The sequence below is a fragment of the Micromonospora sp. WMMA1949 genome (genome assembly GCF_027460145.1).
Lineage (GTDB): Bacteria > Actinomycetota > Actinomycetes > Mycobacteriales > Micromonosporaceae > Micromonospora.
In genome coordinates, this window is the sequence record NZ_JAPZBG010000001.1 from 6,391,054 (window position 1) to 6,409,090 (window position 18,037).

General features: G+C 72.0%; 17 protein-coding genes. 9 read left to right on the forward strand and 8 right to left on the reverse strand.

Translation table 11 applies throughout. From position 1 onward, the window contains the following. Positions 1-6 precede the first annotated feature (6 nt). Positions 7-1,494 (reverse strand): HAL/PAL/TAL family ammonia-lyase, encoded by a 1,488-nt coding sequence (locus O7607_RS29895; protein ID WP_269706796.1) that lies wholly within the window; start codon positions 1,492-1,494, stop codon positions 7-9. Positions 1,495-1,557: 63 nt separating this feature from the next. Here O7607_RS29895 and O7607_RS29900 point away from each other — a divergent pair, with 63 nt between their 5' ends. From O7607_RS29900 to O7607_RS29915, 4 genes are all read left to right on the forward strand, one after another. Beyond that, a complete protein-coding gene (locus tag O7607_RS29900) occupies positions 1,558-3,102 on the forward strand; it encodes an NAD(P)-binding domain-containing protein (RefSeq protein ID WP_269706797.1) in 1,545 nt (514 codons plus the stop codon). Beyond that, on the forward strand, positions 3,092-4,525 hold the full coding sequence (locus O7607_RS29905; protein ID WP_269706798.1) for a class I adenylate-forming enzyme family protein: 1,434 nt from the start codon (positions 3,092-3,094) through the stop codon (positions 4,523-4,525). The genes O7607_RS29900 and O7607_RS29905 overlap by 11 nt, the downstream gene beginning before the upstream one ends. 25 nt (positions 4,526-4,550) lie before the next feature. Then, entirely contained in the window at positions 4,551-4,967 is a 417-nt protein-coding gene (locus O7607_RS29910) for a hypothetical protein (protein ID WP_269706799.1), read from the forward strand. 250 nt (positions 4,968-5,217) lie between these two features. After that, a complete protein-coding gene (locus O7607_RS29915; RefSeq protein ID WP_332367338.1) occupies positions 5,218-6,702 on the forward strand; it encodes a copper resistance CopC/CopD family protein in 1,485 nt (494 codons plus the stop codon). Between the two features lie 29 nt (positions 6,703-6,731). Here O7607_RS29915 and O7607_RS29920 read toward each other — a convergent pair whose 3' ends face one another. From O7607_RS29920 to O7607_RS29950, 7 genes are all read right to left on the reverse strand, one after another. Then, entirely contained in the window at positions 6,732-7,655 is a 924-nt protein-coding gene (locus O7607_RS29920) for a M56 family metallopeptidase (RefSeq protein ID WP_269706801.1), read from the reverse strand. Then, positions 7,652-8,014, reverse strand: coding sequence for a BlaI/MecI/CopY family transcriptional regulator (locus O7607_RS29925; protein ID WP_269706802.1), 363 nt, complete (start codon positions 8,012-8,014; stop codon positions 7,652-7,654). The genes O7607_RS29920 and O7607_RS29925 overlap by 4 nt, the downstream gene beginning before the upstream one ends. Before the next feature lie 87 nt (positions 8,015-8,101). Beyond that, entirely contained in the window at positions 8,102-8,761 is a 660-nt protein-coding gene (locus tag O7607_RS29930; protein ID WP_269706803.1) for a DUF305 domain-containing protein, read from the reverse strand. A gap of 76 nt (positions 8,762-8,837) precedes the next feature. After that, the gene (locus O7607_RS29935) at positions 8,838-9,245 is read right to left on the reverse strand and encodes a DUF6153 family protein (protein WP_269706804.1); all 408 of its coding nucleotides are present in this window, start codon (positions 9,243-9,245) and stop codon (positions 8,838-8,840) included. A gap of 139 nt (positions 9,246-9,384) precedes the next feature. Beyond that, a complete protein-coding gene (locus tag O7607_RS29940) occupies positions 9,385-9,849 on the reverse strand; it encodes a DUF3237 family protein (RefSeq protein WP_269706805.1) in 465 nt (154 codons plus the stop codon). A gap of 49 nt (positions 9,850-9,898) precedes the next feature. Beyond that, positions 9,899-10,366 (reverse strand): MarR family winged helix-turn-helix transcriptional regulator, encoded by a 468-nt coding sequence (locus O7607_RS29945; RefSeq protein WP_269706806.1) that lies wholly within the window; start codon positions 10,364-10,366, stop codon positions 9,899-9,901. Then, on the reverse strand, positions 10,363-11,592 hold the full coding sequence (locus O7607_RS29950) for a flavin-dependent oxidoreductase (RefSeq protein WP_269707117.1): 1,230 nt from the start codon (positions 11,590-11,592) through the stop codon (positions 10,363-10,365). Before O7607_RS29950 ends, O7607_RS29945 begins: the two co-directional genes overlap by 4 nt. 249 nt (positions 11,593-11,841) lie before the next feature. Between O7607_RS29950 and O7607_RS29955 the strand changes: the two genes are divergently transcribed. The 5 genes from O7607_RS29955 (at position 11,842) to O7607_RS29975 (ending at position 18,018) form a co-directional block, all read left to right on the forward strand. Continuing rightward, the gene (locus tag O7607_RS29955) at positions 11,842-12,816 is read left to right on the forward strand and encodes an ABC transporter substrate-binding protein (protein WP_269706807.1); all 975 of its coding nucleotides are present in this window, start codon (positions 11,842-11,844) and stop codon (positions 12,814-12,816) included. Between the two features lie 7 nt (positions 12,817-12,823). Further along, the gene (locus tag O7607_RS29960) at positions 12,824-13,594 is read left to right on the forward strand and encodes an ABC transporter permease (protein WP_269706808.1); all 771 of its coding nucleotides are present in this window, start codon (positions 12,824-12,826) and stop codon (positions 13,592-13,594) included. Further along, positions 13,591-14,406 (forward strand): ABC transporter permease, encoded by an 816-nt coding sequence (locus tag O7607_RS29965; RefSeq protein ID WP_269706809.1) that lies wholly within the window; start codon positions 13,591-13,593, stop codon positions 14,404-14,406. Before O7607_RS29960 ends, O7607_RS29965 begins: the two co-directional genes overlap by 4 nt. Next, a complete protein-coding gene (locus O7607_RS29970) occupies positions 14,399-15,235 on the forward strand; it encodes an ABC transporter ATP-binding protein (protein ID WP_269706810.1) in 837 nt (278 codons plus the stop codon). The genes O7607_RS29965 and O7607_RS29970 overlap by 8 nt, the downstream gene beginning before the upstream one ends. A 380-nt stretch (positions 15,236-15,615) precedes the next feature. Then, complete coding sequence (locus O7607_RS29975; RefSeq protein ID WP_269706811.1) at positions 15,616-18,018, forward strand: phosphoketolase family protein; 2,403 nt, start codon at positions 15,616-15,618, stop codon at positions 18,016-18,018. Positions 18,019-18,037 lie beyond the last annotated feature (19 nt).

Below are 18,037 nucleotides of genomic sequence, written 5' to 3' on the forward strand. Positions count from 1 at the left end.
CCACCCTCAGGAAAGAGAAACGGAGAAATCCGCGATCACGTCGGCCGCGCGCCGCACGTCACCGTCCAGCGGCCGGTCCGGGTCGACCGGCGGTACGACCGCCGCCAGCGCCGCCAGCGCCTCGGCGCAGCCGGAGGCGGTCGGCGTACGCGCACCCACGTACGCGGCCTGGCGCAGCCCCAGCGCGAGCGACCCGACGACGAGGTGCAGCAGCCGGGCCTGGTCCAGGGCCCGCAGCGCGGCCTGGGTGCCGAGCGGGACGACGTCCTGGTTGTGCAGGTTGGTCGGCACGCTCTGCATGCTCGCGGGCATGGTGTCCCGCCGGATCTCGGTGATCAGCGCGGTCGCCGCCAGCTGCACCCCCTGGAGCCCGTGCTGCTGTCCCGGGCCGGCGGCCAGCATCGGCGGCAGGCCGCCGTTGCGGTTCGGGTCGACGAGCAGGTCGAGTTGCCGTTCGGCGAGGTTGCCGACCTGCGCCACGACCATCGACAGCACGTCGGCGGCGAACGCGGCCGGCTGGCCGAAGAAGTTGCCGCCGTGCACCACGAGGTCGTCGTCGGGAAAGAACAGCGGGTTGTCGGTGACGCTCGCGAGGTCGGCCGCGACGACGGCGTCGACGTAGCGCAGGGCGTCCTCGGCCGCGCCGAGCAGTTGGGGCGTGCACCGGATGCTGTACGGCTCCTGCAGCGGGCGCGCGCCGGACGCGACGAGGCCGTCGCTGACCCGTCGCATCCGCGCGCCCACGTCGATCGCGCCCGGATGGCCGTACGCGCCCAGCAGCCGGGCGTCGAGGAACTGCGTGTCGCTGCCGAGCAGGTCGGCGAGCAGGCAGGTGAGCACCTGGACCGCCCGGTGCGCGGCGCGGACCGCGTCCAGCGCCAGCGCTGTCGCCGCGGTGGTCAGCGACGTCCCGTTGACCAGGGCGAGGGCGTCCCGGCCGTCCAACGGCAGCGGTTCCAGGCCGGCCAGCTTCAACGCCTCGCCGGCCGGCATCCGCGTCCCGTCCAGATAGGCGTGGCCGCGGCCCCGTAACGCCTGGGCGGCCGCGCCCAGCGGGATCAGGTCGCCACTGGCACCGACCGAACCCAGCCGGGGCATCGCGGGGACGAACGTGGTCGCGAGCATCGCCGCGAGGGCGTCGATCACGTGCGGGGAGACTCCCGACGCGCCGCGGGCCAGCGACCCGGCCCGCAGCAGCAGGGTCGCGCGCACCACCTCCGGACCGAGGTCCGCGCCCTGCCCCGCGCCGAGGTGGGTGAGCGTGTTGTCGGCCTGGTCGCGCAGGTCGGCGCGGCCCGCGTACCCGACCAGGGCGCCGAAGCCGGTGGTGGCGCCGTACACCGCGCGGTCGTCACCGAGCACCGCGGACAGGAAGGTGCGGGCGGCCGTGACCCGGTCCCGGACCCGCGGTCCGATCACGACTTTGACCGGGTCACGGGCGGCGCGCAGATCGGCGATCCGCAGTGGGACATCGAGGTCCACCTCTGTCGTCATGCGATCGCACCCTAGAGACGAATTCTCAGAACGCTCTGAGATCGAGTCGCTACGTTGCGGCGCATGACGCTCGACTATCTGATCATCGGAGCCGGACCGGCCGGGCTGCAGCTCGCTCACCTGCTCGATCGCGACGGCCGCGACTATCTGGTCCTGGAGGCCGGCCCGTCGCCGGGCACGTTCTTCGCCACCTATCCCCGGCACCGGAAGCTCATCTCGATCAACAAGGTCTGGACCGGCTCCGACGATCCGGAGTTCAACCTGCGCGCGGACTGGAACTCGCTGCTCACGGACGATCCGGCGCTGCTGTTCAAGAACTACAGCCGGCGCTACTTCCCGGACGCCGCGGACCTGGTGCGCTACCTCGCCGACGCCGCCCGCGGCCTGCGGATCAGGTACGACACCCGGGTCTCCCGGGTCGCGCGCGACGGTGACCTGTTCACCGTCCACGCCGGAGACGACACCCTCACCGCCCGCCGGGTGGTCGTCGCCACCGGCGTGTCCCAGCTGTACGTGCCGCCGATCGAGGGCGCCGAGTTCGCCGAGCGGTACGACACCGTCAGCGTCGACCCGGACGACTTCACCGACCAGCGTGTCCTCATCATCGGCAAGGGCAACTCCGCCTTCGAGACCGCTGACGCGCTCGTCGAGACGGCAGCTGTCATCCACGTCGCCGGCCCGCACTCGATCAAGCTGGCGTGGCAGTCGCACTACGTCGGGCACCTGCGCGCGGTGAACAACAACTTCCTCGACACGTACCAGCTCAAGTCGCAGAACGCGGTCCTCGACGGCACCGTGGAGCGGATCGCCCGGCGCGACGACGGCGGCTTCCGGATCGACTTCCGGTACGCCCGCACCGTCGAGGCGATCCGGCAGGTCGACTACGACCGGGTCATCCTCTGCACCGGGTTCCGGTTCGACGCCACCATCTTCGACCCGTCCGCCCGGCCCCGGCTCGTCATCAACGACCGCTTCCCCGAGCAGACCTCGGCGTACGAGTCGGTGAACGTGCCAGGCCTCTACTTCGCCGGCACGCTCACCCAGCAGCGCGACTTCAAGCGCTCGACGAACGGGTTCATCCACGGCTTCCGGTACGGCGTGCGCGCCCTGCACCGGATCCTCGACGCCCGCCACCACGGCACGCCGTGGCCGGCCCGGTCGCTGGAGGTCACCCCGGAGGCGATCGCCGACGCGATCATCGAGCGGATCAACCGGACGTCGGCGCTGTGGCAGCAGTTCGCCGTCCTCGGCGACGTGGTCGTCATCGACGGCGACACCGCGCGCTACCACGAGGAGGTGCCCGTCGCGTACGTGCACGACGGCGGCCTGGGTGCGGAGCTGTTCGCGTTCGTGGTCACCCTGGAGTACGGGCCGGACCACGACCAGGTCGACCCGTTCGACATCACGGTGCCGCGGATCGCCGAGAACGACGCCGCGCACGCGCACGACGCCAGCTACCTGCACCCGGTCGTCCGGGTCCACCGCGGCGGCCGGGTCGTCGCGGCGCACCACCTCGCGGAGAACCTGGAGAACCACTGGAATCTGCCGGACGTGCACCACCAGCCACTCGTGCTCTTCGTCAAGGGCGTCCTCTCCGATGCCGGCTGAGGTCTGGCCGCAGCCCGTGCTGGACCTGCTCGCCGCCGGTGACGACCGGCCGGTGTTCGAGGAGGGCGAACGGACCGTCACCACGGCCCAGATGTACCGGCTGGTCCGGCGCGTCGCCGCCGGGCTCCGCGCCGCCGGGGCCGGCCCCGGCGTCGGGGTGGCCCTGCGGCTCGGTGTCACCGCTGAGGCGTTCGCGACGATCATCGCGGCGTTCGCCGTCGGCGCCCGGGTCTCCGGGATCCGCCCCGACCTGAGCCCGGCCCACCGCGGCTGGCAGCTCGGCGAGAACACGCTGTCGGTCGACGACGCCCGGGTCGCCGAACTGGCACGAACGCCCGACGACGGAGGCCCGCTCATCGCCGCCGGACGCCCGGACGACGTGGCCCGGATCATCTGGACCAGCGGCAGCACCGGCAGTCCGAAGGGCTGCGCGCAGACGTACGCGGCGATGAGCGCCGCCTGGGCGCCGTACCCGGATCGCTGGCCGCCGGCCATCGCGGACCTCGCCACCCGACTCCAGCGTTACCTCGTCTTCGGTTCGCTGAGCAGCCAGGTGATGCTGGAGTACGGCATCCTCACCCTGGCCGCGGGCGGCACCCTGGTCGCGGCCCGGCCCCCGGGTTTCCCCGGCATGATCGCCCGGCACCGGGCCACCGCGAGCGTGATCACCGTGGGCAAGCTGTACCAGCTCGTGCGGGACCAGCGCGCCGACCCGGTCGACCTGAGCAGCCTGCGGGCTCTGCTGGTCTCCGGCTCTCCGCTCGCGCCGGGCCGGCTCGCCGAGGCGCTCGACGTGCTCGGCCCGGTGGTCTTCCACGGCTACGGCCAGACCGAGACCGGCATGATCACGATGGTGACGCCGGCCGAGATGCTGGCGTCGCCGGCCACGCTCGCCTCGGTCGGCCGGCCTCCCCCGGTGACCGCTCTGTCCATCCGGGACGCCGACGGCCGTCCCGCCACCGAGGGCGAGCTGTTCGTCCGCACACCGGCGCAGGCCGCCGCGTACTGGAACGATCCGGCCGAGAGCGCCGAGGTGTTCACCGACGGCTGGGTCCGCACCCGCGACCTGGCCCGGCTCGACGGCGACGGCTACCTGCACCTGCTCGGCCGGATCCGGGACGTCGTCATCGTGCACGCCAACCTGGTGTACGCGGGACCGATCGAGCGGGTCCTCGCCGCCGATCCCACAGTCGCCGAGGCGTACGTGGTCGGCCGTCCCGACGACGCGACCGGGGAGGCGGTGCACGCGTACGTGGTGCCGGCCGCCGGTCACACACCGGATGCCGGACGGCTGCGCGCCCTGGTAGCCGAGGCGCTGGGAGAGGCGTCGGTCCCGCGGACGATCCGGTGGATCGACCGGGTGCCGGTGGGACCGAGCGGAAAGCCGGACAAGCGCGCCCTGGAACGCGCGCCGATCCGGTGAACCACCGGTGGCCTACCATCCGTGCATGGCCGTACTCGACGAGGCAGCGCAGCGTACCCGCACCCGGCTGCGGGACACCGCCGTCGGATTCGCCGCCCTGTGGTCCGTCGCCCTCACCGCGTTCGCGGGCGTCACCGTCGTGACCGGGGCGCGGAACAGGGATTACCTGCTGCAGTACGGCAGCGACGCGGGCGATCGGTTCGGGACCAACGTCGTGGTGTTGCTGTCGTGGCTCGGCATCGTCGCCACTGTCGGCCTCGCCACGTGGGTCACCGCGCTGCTCGTGCTGGCGCGCACCCCCGACATGCACAAGGTGCTGCGTACCCGGGTCCGGGTGGCATCGACGGTGGTGCTCGTCGGCACGCCGGTGGTCACCGTCGCCGCGCTCGTCCTCGCGTACACGCTGATCGTGCCGTGGATCTACGCGGGAGTGCAGGCCTGAGGCCCAGGGCTTCCCACGCCCCCGGAAGCATTTCCCCGACGCGGTAGGCGGCGCAGCACACCCGGTCGGCCGCGCGCTCTACTACCAACCGCTAGTAGTTCCCTTAGGATGGCGACCGCATCAGGTCGGGGCGATGGGCGCCGGCTCCACGGCGAAGGGATCAGCGGTGCCATTCCCGCGGCGTCATCGGTTTACGGCGCGCGGCGCGGCGCGATGGCTGCTGCTCGTGTGGCTGGCGTGCTGTCCCGCCATGTTCGTGGTGCTCGGATTCGCCTCGCCCGCCGCCGCGCACTTCAAGCTGCTCAAGGCCGTGCCGGCGGACGGCGCGCGCGTGGACGGCGCGGTCGGGGAGATCCGGCTGACGTTCAGCGCCCCCGGCACGCCCACCGGGGCCGGCTTCCGGCTCTCCCGCGACGGTACGGCCGTGCCGGCGACCAGTCACACCCCCGACGGGGGCCGCACGTGGCTGGTCCACCCCGCCGCCGCGTTGACCGACGGGAAGTTCACGCTGCGCTGGACCGTGGCCGCCCCGGACGCCCACCCGCTGACCGGAACGGTCACGTTCACGGTGGTCCCGGACGCCGCGGCACCCGGCGCCACCGCCACCCCTCGCCCCACCACCGGTTCCCACGGGCACGCCGGTCACGGCGCACCAGCGGTTCCCTCGGCGTCGCCGCCGGCCCACTCCGGCGGGCACGCGGTGGGTCACACCGCCGACGCCGACCAGGGTCCGGTGCGGTTCGTCGGCACGGCGGGGCGCTGGCTGTCCTACGGGGCGATCCTGCTCGGTGTGGGTGGCCTCGTCTTCGCGCTGACCACACTCGTGGGTACGCGCAGCGACATCCGGCTGGTCCAGGTCTGGGTCCGCGTCGCCGGGCTGACCGTGGTGGCCGGCGTACTGCTCGAACTGGCGGCGCTGGCGGCCGTGTTCGGCGGGGGCGGTCTCGCCTCGGCGGTCAGCGTGCAGGCGCTGACCGCGCTCGGCCGTACGCCGGTGGCCGCCGGACTGGGTCTGCGGATCGCCGGCGCGGCCGGGCTGCTCGTGGCAGGTTCCCTGGAGGCAGCGCTGATCCGGGGCCGGCACGCGGTCGGGCGGCACGCCTTGGTGACAGTCGCCGCGATCCCCACCGCCCCTCGCCCTCTTGTCGTGCCGCCCGCCGCTGAGATGAGCGGCGACGAGGTCCAGCGGGTACGCGCGCGAGCGGTCCGGCCGGTGCTCCTCGGCGTCACGGTGGCGCTGCTGCTCGGTTCGTTCCTGTTCGACGGGCACACCGTCACCGCCGGGCCACGGGCGATCGTCGTGGCCGCGGACGTGGCGCACACCGTCGCCGCGGCGGTGTGGGTCGGCGGCGTTCTGCTCCTGGCGGCGCTGCTGCTGGGACGTGCGCGCCTCGGTGTGCCGACGGGCGCCGCCGAGATGGCGGTGCGGTTCTCCGTTCCGGCCACCGCGGCGGTGACGCTCACGGGCTTCGCCGGTGCCGCATTGACGCTGGCGATCCTGGACCGGCCCGGTCAACTGGTGAGCACCGGATGGGGACGGGTGCTCCTGGTCAAGGTCGCGTTGGTGGCGGTCGTCGCCGTCGTCGGGCTCTACAACAGCAGACGGGTGGTGCCCCGGCTGGACGACCCCACCCCGGAGGGCATGCGTCGCCTGCGCCGCACGGTGCTGGCGGAGGCGGTGCTGATGGTCGCCGTCCTGCTGGTCACCGCGATCCTGGTCAACACCGGCATGTAGTCGGATCCGCCGCCGGGGCGTCCCGAGGTCTACAGGCAGAACAGGATGCCGGTGACCACGCCGGCGCCCAGGGGTGCCGCCAGGGCGGTCGAGGCGAGCAGCGCGCGGGCGACCAGGTTGCGGCGGTGCGGGCGGCGTCCCTGGAGGCGCTGCAGCCGGATGGCCACGTCGGCGCCGGCCATCGACAGCGCGGACGGCGGGCGCGGCGCGCCGGCGAAGGTGAGCAGCGCGTCGCGAACGGCGGTCGGGCCGCATTCGCGGACGGCGGCGGCGTCGGCGCGCAGTTCGACGAGCAGGCGCACTGCCGCGGGCGCCTGGCGGGTCAGGGGCAGCCACGGCACGGCGGCGGCGAGCCCTTCCACGGCGGCCACCAGGAGATGGTGACGCTCCCGCAGGTGTGCCCGCTCGTGGCTGAGCACCGCGGCGAGTTGGTCCGCCGGCAGGTCACCGGCGGCGCTGGCCAGGACCGTCAGCCCGCCGGACCCGCCGAGGCTGTAGGCCATCGGGGTCGGGTGCGGGATCCACAGCACCGGCGCCTCGCCGCGCTCCGAGGGACCGCCGGCGAGCGTCAGCAGGTCGGCGTGGGCGCGGCGAGCACGGTGGGCACGCATCGCCCGGCGGGTGCACGTCACCGTGAACCGGGCGAGCACGACCAGCAGGAACAGCGCTCCGGTCGCCCCGACGATCTCGTCGACCGCGGGCGGCCGGGTGGGTTGCGCCCAGTGCCAGCAGATGCGGGCGAGGTCGTGCAGCGCCCACTGCCGGGTGCTGCCGGGGGCGAGGAGCATCACGGTGGCGAGGACGAAGGTACCGGTCACCGCGACGATCAGGCCGAGCCAGCCGAGCAGCATCGCGACGGGGTCGGCGACGCGCCGGAAGCACAGCCGCAACGCGGCGGGGCCACACCAGGCGACGACCGCCGCGCCCGTGACGAGGGCGAGCGCGAGGCTCACGCCTCGGACTCCCGCTCGTCGAGGACCTGCCGCAGGATGTGCAGCTCGCGGTCGGAGGCGGACCGGGCGAAGTGCAGGAGCACCAGGTCGGGGTGGGTGCTCGTCTCGACGACCCGGCGCAGTGTCCGCGCGATGATCTCCTCGCGGGTGCCGGCGGCCCGGTAGCGGTAGGCCTTGCCGTCCTTCTCGCGTACGGCCCAGCCCTTGCGGTGCAGGTTGTCCAGCACGGTGAGCACCGTCGTGTACGCCAGGACCCGGTCGGTGGTCACCGCGTCGAGGACGTCACGCACGAGCACGGGCTCGGGGGCACGCCACAGGACCTCCATCACCGACGATTCGAGTCTGCCCAGTTCCGCCACGTGCTCTCCCTTCGTGCCGGTCAGGGTACGTCAGGTGTCGTGGCGATGCGGCCGGTCCCGACGCCGGGACCGGCCGCACCCGGCCGTCTACAGGCGGTCGAGGATCTTCTGCAGGGTCTGCACCTCGGCGGCCTGGTCCGAGGCGATTCTGGCGGCCAGCGCCTTGGCCTCGGGGTTGCTCCCGTCGGCCTGCTCGGTCCTGGCCATGTCGATGGCGCCCTTGTGGTGGGCGATCATCATCTCGGCGAACATCTTGTCGAACGCGGGGCCCTTCGCCGCGGCGAGGTCCTTCATCTGCTGCTCGGACATCATGCCGGGCATCCCCGCGTCCATCCCCGGCATGCCGTGCCCGGGCGTGGCGCTCATGCCGGGCATGCTGTGGTCGCTGGGCAGGTCCGTGGGCTTACCCCAAGCCGTGAGCCACCCCTTCATGGTGGCGATCTCCGGATCCTGCGCCGCCTTGATCTTTGCGGCCAGGTCCTTCAGTTCGGGGTCGCTCACGCGCGTCGAGGCCAGGTCGGCCATCGTCACCGCCTGCTGGTGGTGCGGGATCATCATCTGGGCGAACATCACGTCCGCGTCGTTGACCGTGGCGTCGGCCGAGGCCGAGGTACCCGCCGCGGAACTGCTGCCGGTGCCGTGCGTCATGCCGCCGGTGTCGTCCGCGCCACCGCAGGCGGCGGTGGCGAGCAGGGCGGACAGGGCGACGCCCGCGAGGGCGGCGCGGCGCAGGATGGTCGGTTTCATCAGTACGTGGTCCTTGTCGTGAGGTGTGCCGGAACGGAGTCGTCGGGTCCGGGCGAGACGCCGGACCGGGCTCTCCTCACGTGCGCAGGACCGTGACGGCTCGCAGCACCAGCCCGATGGGCGGGCGGGGTGGACCCCGGTCCGGGCCGGGTCCGCGTGACCGAGGACCGGTCGGCGTGCCGGTGCCGCGGCGGGGCCGCCACAGCAGGGACAGGGCGCCGAGGACGAGGGCGCCGCCCAGCACCGCCAGGCACACGGTGAACACGTGCGTCCCGTCGCGGTGCCCGGCCGGGCCGTCGTCACCGTGTGCGGCGTCGGGCGCGGCGGCGATCTCGCGGCCGACGTCGGCCGCGTGGCCGGCGTGTACGGCGCTGGCGTGGGCGGCGTCGGGTCCGGCCGGGTGGCCGAAGGTGTGCATGCCGAACACCCCGAACGTCACGGCGACGAACAGCGCCAGCCGCAGCAGCGGGTGAGCGCGTCCCATCCCATCCCCTCCGCACGTCCGGCCCGGCGCGTGGCGTCCGCCCCGACACCAGCGTCTACTAAAGGCGCATAGTAGATGGGATATCACGGCGGCCGGGCACGGGGAGGGCGAACGCGCCCGACGCGCCGCCCGGGAACACCTACGTGACGCGGTAGGCGGTGTAGCGCACCCGGTCGGCCTCACGGATCGCCGACGCCACGAAGACGCTCTGCTCCAGGACCGCCAACGCGGGCACCGACGTCTCCAGTCGTACGCCCAGCCGGAAGTAGTACTCGGCGGGGTCGACGGCGTCGCCGCGCAGCAGGGCTTCGAGGACCTCCGGGCGGCCGCTGCGGACGCCGAACGTCCGGAGGTAGACGTGACCGCCGTCTGCGGTGCGCGCCGAGTAGCGGGTGTCGATCTCGATCGCGCCGTCGGGACGAACCAGTTGCCAGTCGGCACCGCCGGGAAGGATGTCGGCCTCGAACAGGCCGGTGACCCGGCCGCCGACGACGGGCACCACGCGGCGGTGGCCCGCGCGGGTCACCCCGTGGTCCTCCAGCACGCCGAGCCGGACCTCCACCTCGAACGCGGCCTCCAGACCGGGAACCGGCGGGGCGCTCACCGGGCCCCACCCGGCTGCTCGGCGCGGCGGACGGCGCGTCGGCGCGTACTCATGGGGTGTCCTTGGTCTGCGCGAGGGCGTCGCGGAGGCGTTCCAGCGCGGGCACCGCGGCGGCGAGGGCCGCGCGGTCCTCCGCCGGCAAGGTGGCCGCGGCGCGGGCGACCAGCTCTCCGCTCGCCAGGTCGAAGCGGTCGAACAGGTCGAGGGCCTTCGGGGTGGCGAGGACGTCGACGTGGCGGTGGTTGCCGGGACGGGGGCGTCGCTCGACGAGACCGTTGCCCTCCATCGTGGTCAGGAGGTTGCTGACCGTCGAGCGGCTCAGCCGGAGTCGTTCGGCCAGCTCGCCGGGGCCGGACACGGTGCCCCGGGGCAAAGCCCGCACGATCTCGATCTGCGCGTCCGGGATCTCCGGCAGGTGCTCGGCGGCCCGGGCGGCGGCGAGCAGCGTGCGGCGCAGCGGGGAGATCACCGACGCCAGGCGCGCCGCGTCCAGCTCGGGCGGTTCCGGGCCGGTCACGGCAGGACGCCCGAGAAGACCGTCGGCGTCAGGGAGGCCCGTGCGTTGAGGTCGGCGGGCAGGAAGCCGGCCGCCTTCTTGTACCCGGTGGCGATCTCGGTCAGCTCCTCCGGCGGAATGACGTCGTGGATGTGGTCGAACCCGTCCGGCGCGCGCTCGCGGGCGAGCACCATCACCTGTTCCGGGCCCTGCCGCCGGTTGCTCAGCACGAGCGCGGTGGTCGCCGGCCGCCGGTCCGCCTCGTAGGCGTCGAGCGCCGCCCGCACCGTCGGCGCGGTGGCGAGGTGGAGGGCGAGGGTACGCGCGTCGAGGATCGCCTGCGACGCCCCGTTGGAGCCGTTGGGATACATCGGGTGTGCCGCGTCCCCGAGCAGCGTCGTGTTCCCGTGGGTCCACGTGTCGATCGGATCGCGGTCCACCATGGGGTATTCGAGGATCTCGTCGGCGGCGGCCAGCAGCTTCGGCACGTCGAGCCAGGGGAAACGCCAGTCGGCGAAGAGGGACACGACCGGCGCGGGGTCGACCGCCCGGTTCCAGTCCGCGTTGGGCCCGGCGAAACCGGGGCCGCGCCGCTCGGCGACCACATTGATCAGGCCGGCGCCGATCGGGTACGCGACGAACTTCTGTTCCGCGTCCCCCGCCATGATCATGGTCCGTCCGTCAAGGAACCCGGGTGCCCGCGCCGTCCCCCGCCACAGCGTCAGCCCGTTCCAGAGTGGCGCTCCCTCGCCGGGATGATGCTGCCGGCGCAGCTCGGAGTGGATGCCGTCCGCTCCGACGATCAGGTCACCCGCGACGCCCACCTCCCCCGCTGCCGTCTCGAAGCGCGCGACGCCGTCCCGGATGCCGACCAGCCGGTGCCCGGTGCGCACCGCGTCGGCCCCGAGCCGTTCCCGCACCACGTCGAGCAGTTCCATCTGGAACCGGCCGCGGTGCACGGAAAGCTGCGGCCAGCGATATCCGGCATCCCGTCCGCGCGGCTCGCTCCAGATCTGCTGACCGTAGCGGTTGTAGTAGGCAAGGGTTCCGGGCGCGGCGCCCAGCCTTTCCACGCGTTCGCCGAGGCCCAATTCGGTCAGCTCTCGGACGGCGTGCGGAAGCAGATTGATCCCGACGCCGAGTGGGCGCAGCGCGGCGGCGCGCTCGTAGACGGCGATGTCACGGAAGCCGGCTTGATGCAGGCTGAGCGCGGTGGTCAGGCCACCGATACCAGCGCCCACGATCACGATCGCCAAGTCGTCGCTCCCTTCGCCACCGTGCCACCAACCGCACAGTTTGGTCACAAAATCGTCACGCGTCAAGACCTATTCGCATCGACGTCGGGCCGCTCCGCGCGCAATGCGATTCGCTTATCAGAATTCTTGACAATCAATCACCTCTGCATGATTCTGATCGACGCGGTCGGATGGTTCACCTCTCCTCACCGGCCCTCACTCCTCCGGATGCACCAGCGGTTCGCACGGAAGGGCTCGTCCATGAAGAAGGTCACCGCCCTCGCTGTTCTCGCCGGCGTCGCGATCGCCCTGACCGGCTGTACGGACTCCGACGCCACCGATCCGTCCCCCGGGGCGAGCGGCGACCTGCGGAAGGTCCGCGTGGCGGCGCTGCCGATCAGCGAGACCGCCGCGCTGTGGGGCGGCATCAAGGCGGGCATCTTCCGGGAGCAGGGGCTCGACGTGGAGGTGGTGCCCGCGCAGGGTGGCGCCCAGGCCATCCCGGCACTGATCAACGGCGACATCGACTTCGCCATCGGTCAGCCGTTCGGCCCGTTCCGCGCCGACCTGCAGAACCTCGGTGTGGTGATCATCGGGAACTACGCGTCGTCCTATGCCGACGGTGACGACATCAACGCCGTGGTGGCGTCGGGGAAGTCCGGCATCACCCGGCCGGCCCAGCTCGCGGGGCGCAAGGTGTCGGTGAACAGCCTGGGCGCGGCCGGCGACGTCACGATCATGGCGGCGGTCGAGAAGGACGGCGGCGATCCCACCAAAATCAAGTTCGTCGAGGTGGCCTTCCCGGACGCGCCGGCCCAGCTCGCCGCCGGCAACATCGACGCCGCCTGGGTGACCGAGCCGTTCATCACCCAGATGCGCAAGCGCGGTGACGTCCTCGTGGTCGCCCCGTACCAGGCCACCGTCCCCGGGCTCACCACCCTGACGACGATCACGTCGAGCAAGCTGACCGACTCCGACGCCTCCCTGGTCGCGGACTTCTCGGCGGCGATGAAGAAGACGCTCACCTGGGCCAAGGATCCGGCGAACGAGAAGGACCTCCGCCAGGCCATCAAGGACAACCTCGAGCTTCCGGAACCGGTGGCGGACTCCGTCCGGCTCCCCGCATTCGGATGGGAGCTCGACCGGGCCGGCCTGGAACAACTGGCGACGCTCGCCCAGAAGTACCGCGTCCTCGACCGGCGACCCGACTTCGACCGCCTCATCCAGCAGCAGTAGCCCGCCGATGCGCAAGATCCTGCTGGGTGCCGTGGGCCTGCTGGGGTTCCTCGTCGTCTGGCAACTGATCCCGACGCTGGGACTGGTCGACCCGCACGACCTGCCGTACGCCACCGACGTGTTCGGCCGGCTGGTCCAGGAGGTCCGTGACCTGGCGTTCTGGCGGCGGCTGCGGCTCACCATGACGTCGTGGGCGATCGGCCTGGCGCTGGCCACGCTCGCGGCTGTGGCACTGGGGACCGTGGTCGGGATGGTGCCGTTCCTGCGTCGCGCCACGCACACGACAGTCGAGTTCCTGCGACCGGTGCCGTCGGTCGCGCTGATCCCCCTCGCCGTGCTGATGTTCGGCCTGCAGATGCGCGCCGCACTCGTCATCATCGTCTACGCGGCGTTCTGGCAGGTGTTCGTGCAGGTGATCTACGGTGTCGCCGACGTCGACACCGTCGCCCGGGACACCGCGCGAAGCTTCGGCCTCACCCGCGCCGAGCGCCTGCGCTATCTGGTCCTGCCGACCGCGCTGCCGTACCTGATGACCGGCCTGCGCCTCGGCGCGGCTGTCGCTCTCATCCTGGCCGTCACCGCGGAGATGGTGATCGGGAATCCCGGCCTGGGGCGTTCGATCGAGCTCTCCCGCTCCTCCGGGGACGCCGTCGGCCTGTACGGCCTCGTCGTGGTCACCGGGCTCCTCGGCCTGCTGGTGAACGTGGTGTTCCGTTTCGTCGAACGCCGCTCGCTGGCCTGGCACCAGTCGGTGCTCGGGGACGAGGCGGCCCGGTGACCGCCCTCGGCGCGGGCCGGGCCCGTCCCCGCGACCTGGGCGTCAGGGTCGCCGAGAACGTCCTGTCGGCGGTCGGGTTGCCCGTCCTGCTCGTGGGGCTCTGGGCCGTCTGGTCCACCCGGTCGACGAACCGGTTCCTCGTCGGCCCCCGCGCGCTCCTCGACGCGTTCCGGCAGACCTGGATCGGCCCGGCGTTCGTCGACGACGTCCTGCCGAGTCTGTACCGGCTCATGATCGGCCTGTTCGCGTCGATCCTCCTCGGCGTCGCCGCCGGCGTCGTCATCGGCCGGCTCCGCCCGCTCCGCGAGATCCTCGAGCCACTGCTGGAGTTCTTCCGCGCGATTCCGCCGCCCGTGCTGATCCCGGTCGCGATGCTCCTGCTCGGCATCACCGACACCATGAAGGTGGTCGTCATCACCTCCGGCGCGATCTGGCCGATCCTGCTGAACACGATCGAAGGCGTACGGGCGACCGACAGCGTGATGACCGAGACCGCGTACTCGTTCCGGATCTCCCGGTGGGACCGGCTGTGGCGGCTGATCCTCCCGTCGGCGAGTCCGCGCATCATGACCGGCGTACGGCAGGCGCTCTCGGTGGCCCTGATCCTCATGGTGATCTCGGAGATGTTCGCGTCGTCGGCCGGCCTCGGTTACCGGATCGCCTACTTCCAGCGGAACTACCTCATCGCGGAGATGTGGAGCGGCATCCTCCTGCTCGGCCTCATCGGCGTCGTCCTCGCCGTGGTCTTCGGTGTCGTCGAACGCCGTGTCCTGCGCTGGTACCACGGAATGAAGGAGGTCACCCGTGCCTGACGGAAGCCCGCTGCTGCGGGTCGAGCACCTGCGGAAGGTCTACGCCTCCGGCCGGGGCGAGGTCGAGGCGATCGGGGATCTCAGCTTCACCATGGACCCGGGTGAGCTGCTGTGCGTCGTCGGTCCCTCGGGCTGCGGGAAGACCACCCTCCTGAAGTGTCTCGCCGGGCTGCTCCGGCCCACCAGCGGCCTCGTCGAGATGGAGGGATCGCCGGTGACGGGCCCGAGCCCGGCGATGGCGGTGGTCTTCCAGGAGTACGGCCGCAGCCTCTACCCGTGGCTGACGGTCCGCGGCAACGTGGAGCTTCCGCTGCGCCACAAGAAGCTCTCCCGCGCCGAACGTGCCCGGAGGGTCGACGACGCCCTCCAAGCGGTCGGGCTGCCGGAGTCGGCGCGCAGCCACCCGTGGCAGCTGTCCGGCGGGATGCAGCAGCGGGTGGCGATCGCCCGCGCCATCGCGTACCAGCCGGAAGTGCTGATCATGGACGAGCCGTTCGCCGCGGTGGACGCGCAGACCCGCGCGGACCTGGAGGATCTCGTCCGCGAACTGCACCTGACCCGCGGGATCTCCACTGTGTTCGTGACGCACGACATCGACGAGTCGGTGTACCTGGGCCAGCGCGTGCTCGTCCTGTCGAACTCGCCGACCCGGGTGCAGGAGGACCTGGCGATCGACCTCCCGCGGGAACGCGACCAGCTCACCACCCGGGCCCTGCCCCGGTTCACCGAACTGCGGACCCACGTCTACGAGCAGATCCAGCGGGCCAAGCGCGAGCCCGGCCGCGGCGCCGCACCCGCACCTCGCCGGCCCCGGCAACGGGTCACGTAGCCACCGGCACGCCCGCGTGGCGGACGCTTGTGTTCCGGTCCGCCGACGGCATCTGGGTGTGGGGCTTCCACCTCCGGCCGGACGGCGCGGGCACCCGGCTCATCAGCCGTAACCGGATCTCGTAGGCGGCACGCCGGGGCCGGGCCGGGCCGGGTACCGCCTGGTGGTGGACCCGGGCAGCCTGATCATGGAGGGTCGGAGGCTGCTGGGCATCGAGCAACGCGCGGAAGGTACGCCGTGAACGTGCTCGCCCGGAGCGCCGCGGCGGTCGCAGCCGAGGGCCGAAGGTCCTTCGACTTGCGGCCTGCGGCCCCCCGCGGCCGATCCCGTTTGGTCCTAACCTGAGTCCGGACAGGACGAGATCAGTGAAAGGAAGCACGGTGACCACGGTCGAATCCGAACTCCGTACGCTCGCCGAACTCGACGACACCGAACTCGCCGGTCTGGACGCGTGGTGGCGGGCGAACAACTACCTGACCATCGGGCAGATCTACCTGCAGGGCAATCCGCTGCTGCGCGAGCCCCTGGCGGCCGAGCACATCAAGCCGCGTCTGCTCGGCCACTGGGGAACCAGCCCCGGTCTGTCCCTGATCTACGCGCACGTGTCCCGGCTCATCCGCCGCACCGGCCAGCAGGCGATCTACCTGGCCGGTCCCGGTCACGGCGGCCCGGCGCTGGTGGCCGCCGGCTACCTGGAGGGCACCTACAGCGAGATCTACCCGGCGGTCAGCCAGGACGAGGCCGGGATGCTGCGCCTGTTCCGGCAGTTCTCCAGCCCGGGTGGCATCCCGTCGCACGTGTCGGTGACCACCCCCGGCTCCATCCACGAGGGCGGTGAGCTGGGCTACGTCCTGGTCCACGCGTTCGGCGCGGTCATGGACAACCCGGACCTGCTGGCCATCGCGGTGGTGGGCGACGGTGAGGCCGAGACCGGGCCCCTGGAGGGCTCCTGGAAGGGCGTGTCCTTCCTCAACCCCGGACGCGACGGCGCGGTCCTGCCGATCCTGCACCTCAACGACGCCAAGATCTCCGGTCCCACGGTGCTGGGGCGCAAGGACCCCGAGGAGGTCCGCCACCTCCTGCGTGGCCACGGTTACGACGTCATCGAGGTCGAGGGCTCCGACCTGCCCGGCATGCACCACCGCTTCGCCGCCGCCCTCGCCACCGCCTGGACGAGGATCCGCGACATCCAGACCGCCGCCCGTGACGGTTCCTGGGACGGAACCCGCCCGACCTGGCCGCTGATCATCCTGCGGTCGCCCAAGGGCTGGACCGGCCCGGACACCGTCGACGGGGTCACCGTCACCGGGACGTGGCGGTCGCACCAGGTACCGCTGTCCGGCGTCAAGGACAACCCGGAGCACCTCGCGCTGCTGGAGCGCTGGCTCAGGTCGTACGGTCCCGAGGAGCTGTTCGATTCCACCGGCGCGCCGGTGGAACTGATCCGGGACCAGGCCCCCGACGGTGACCTGCGGATGAGCGCCAGCCCGCACGCCAACGGCGGGCTGCTGACCCGGGACCTGGACCTGCCGGACTTCCGTTCCTACGCGATCGAGGTGCCCCGGCCGGCCCAGCAGCGGGCCGAGTCGACGCGCAAGCTGGGCGAGATGATCCGCGACATCTACACGCGCAACGCCGACCGGTTCCGGTTGTTCTGTCCGGACGAAACCAACAGCAACCGCCTCGGCAGCGTCTTCGACGTCTCCGACCGCGCCTTCATGGAGCGGGTGACACCGGAGGACGTGGCGATCAGCCGCGACGGCCGGGTCATGGAGGTGCTCAGCGAGCACAACTGCCACGGCTGGCTGGAGGGCTACAACCTGACCGGCCGGCACGGCATGTTCGCCACCTACGAGGCATTCGCCATGGTCAGCGCCTCCCAGACGGTGCAGCACGGCAAGTGGTTGCAGGAGGCGAAGCACCTGCCGTGGCGCGCGAAGGTGCCGAGCCTCAACGTGCTGCTCACCTCGACGGCGTGGCGCAACGACCACAACGGCTTCTCCCACCAGGGGCCGGGCCTGATCCAGGTGGTGCTCACCCAGCGGGGCGACGTCGCCCGGGTCTACCTGCCGCCGGACGCCAACACCCTGCTGTCGGTGGCCGACCACTGCTTCCGGTCGCGGTCGTACATCAACCTGATCGTCATCGACAAGCAGCCGCAGCTGCAGTACCTCTCCATGGACGAGGCGATCGAACACTGCGCCCGCGGCGCGGGAATCTGGGAGTGGGCCGGCACCGACGACGGCACCAGCGACCCCGACATCGTCCTCGCCTGTGCCGGTGACGTCGTCACCATGGAGACCGTCGCGGCGGCACAGATCCTGCGGGACCGGCTGCCCGGTCTGAAGGTGCGCGTGGTCAACGTCGTCAATCTGATGACGCTGGTCCGGCCGAAGGACCACCCGCACGGCATGAGCGAGACCCTGTTCACCGAGCTGTTCACCGACGACGTGGACGTGGTCTTCTCGTTCCACGGCTACCCGGGCGCGATCCACCAGCTCGTCCACGGCCGCCCGGACGCGGACCGGTTCCGCGTGCGCGGCTTCATCGAGCAGGGCACGACCACCACCCCGTTCGACATGACGGTGCGCAACAAGGCGTCGCGCTACCACCTCGTGATGGACGCCATCAACAACGCCAAGCGTCTCCCGCGCGGCGCGGCGGACCTCAAGGCGTGGTGCCGCAGTCAGCTCGACCGCCACGAGACGTACGTGGTGGAACACCTGGAGGACATGCCCGAGGTCCGCGACTGGGCCCTGGGCGACTGGGCCGCACGCGGCTGAGGTCAACCGGTACGAGACG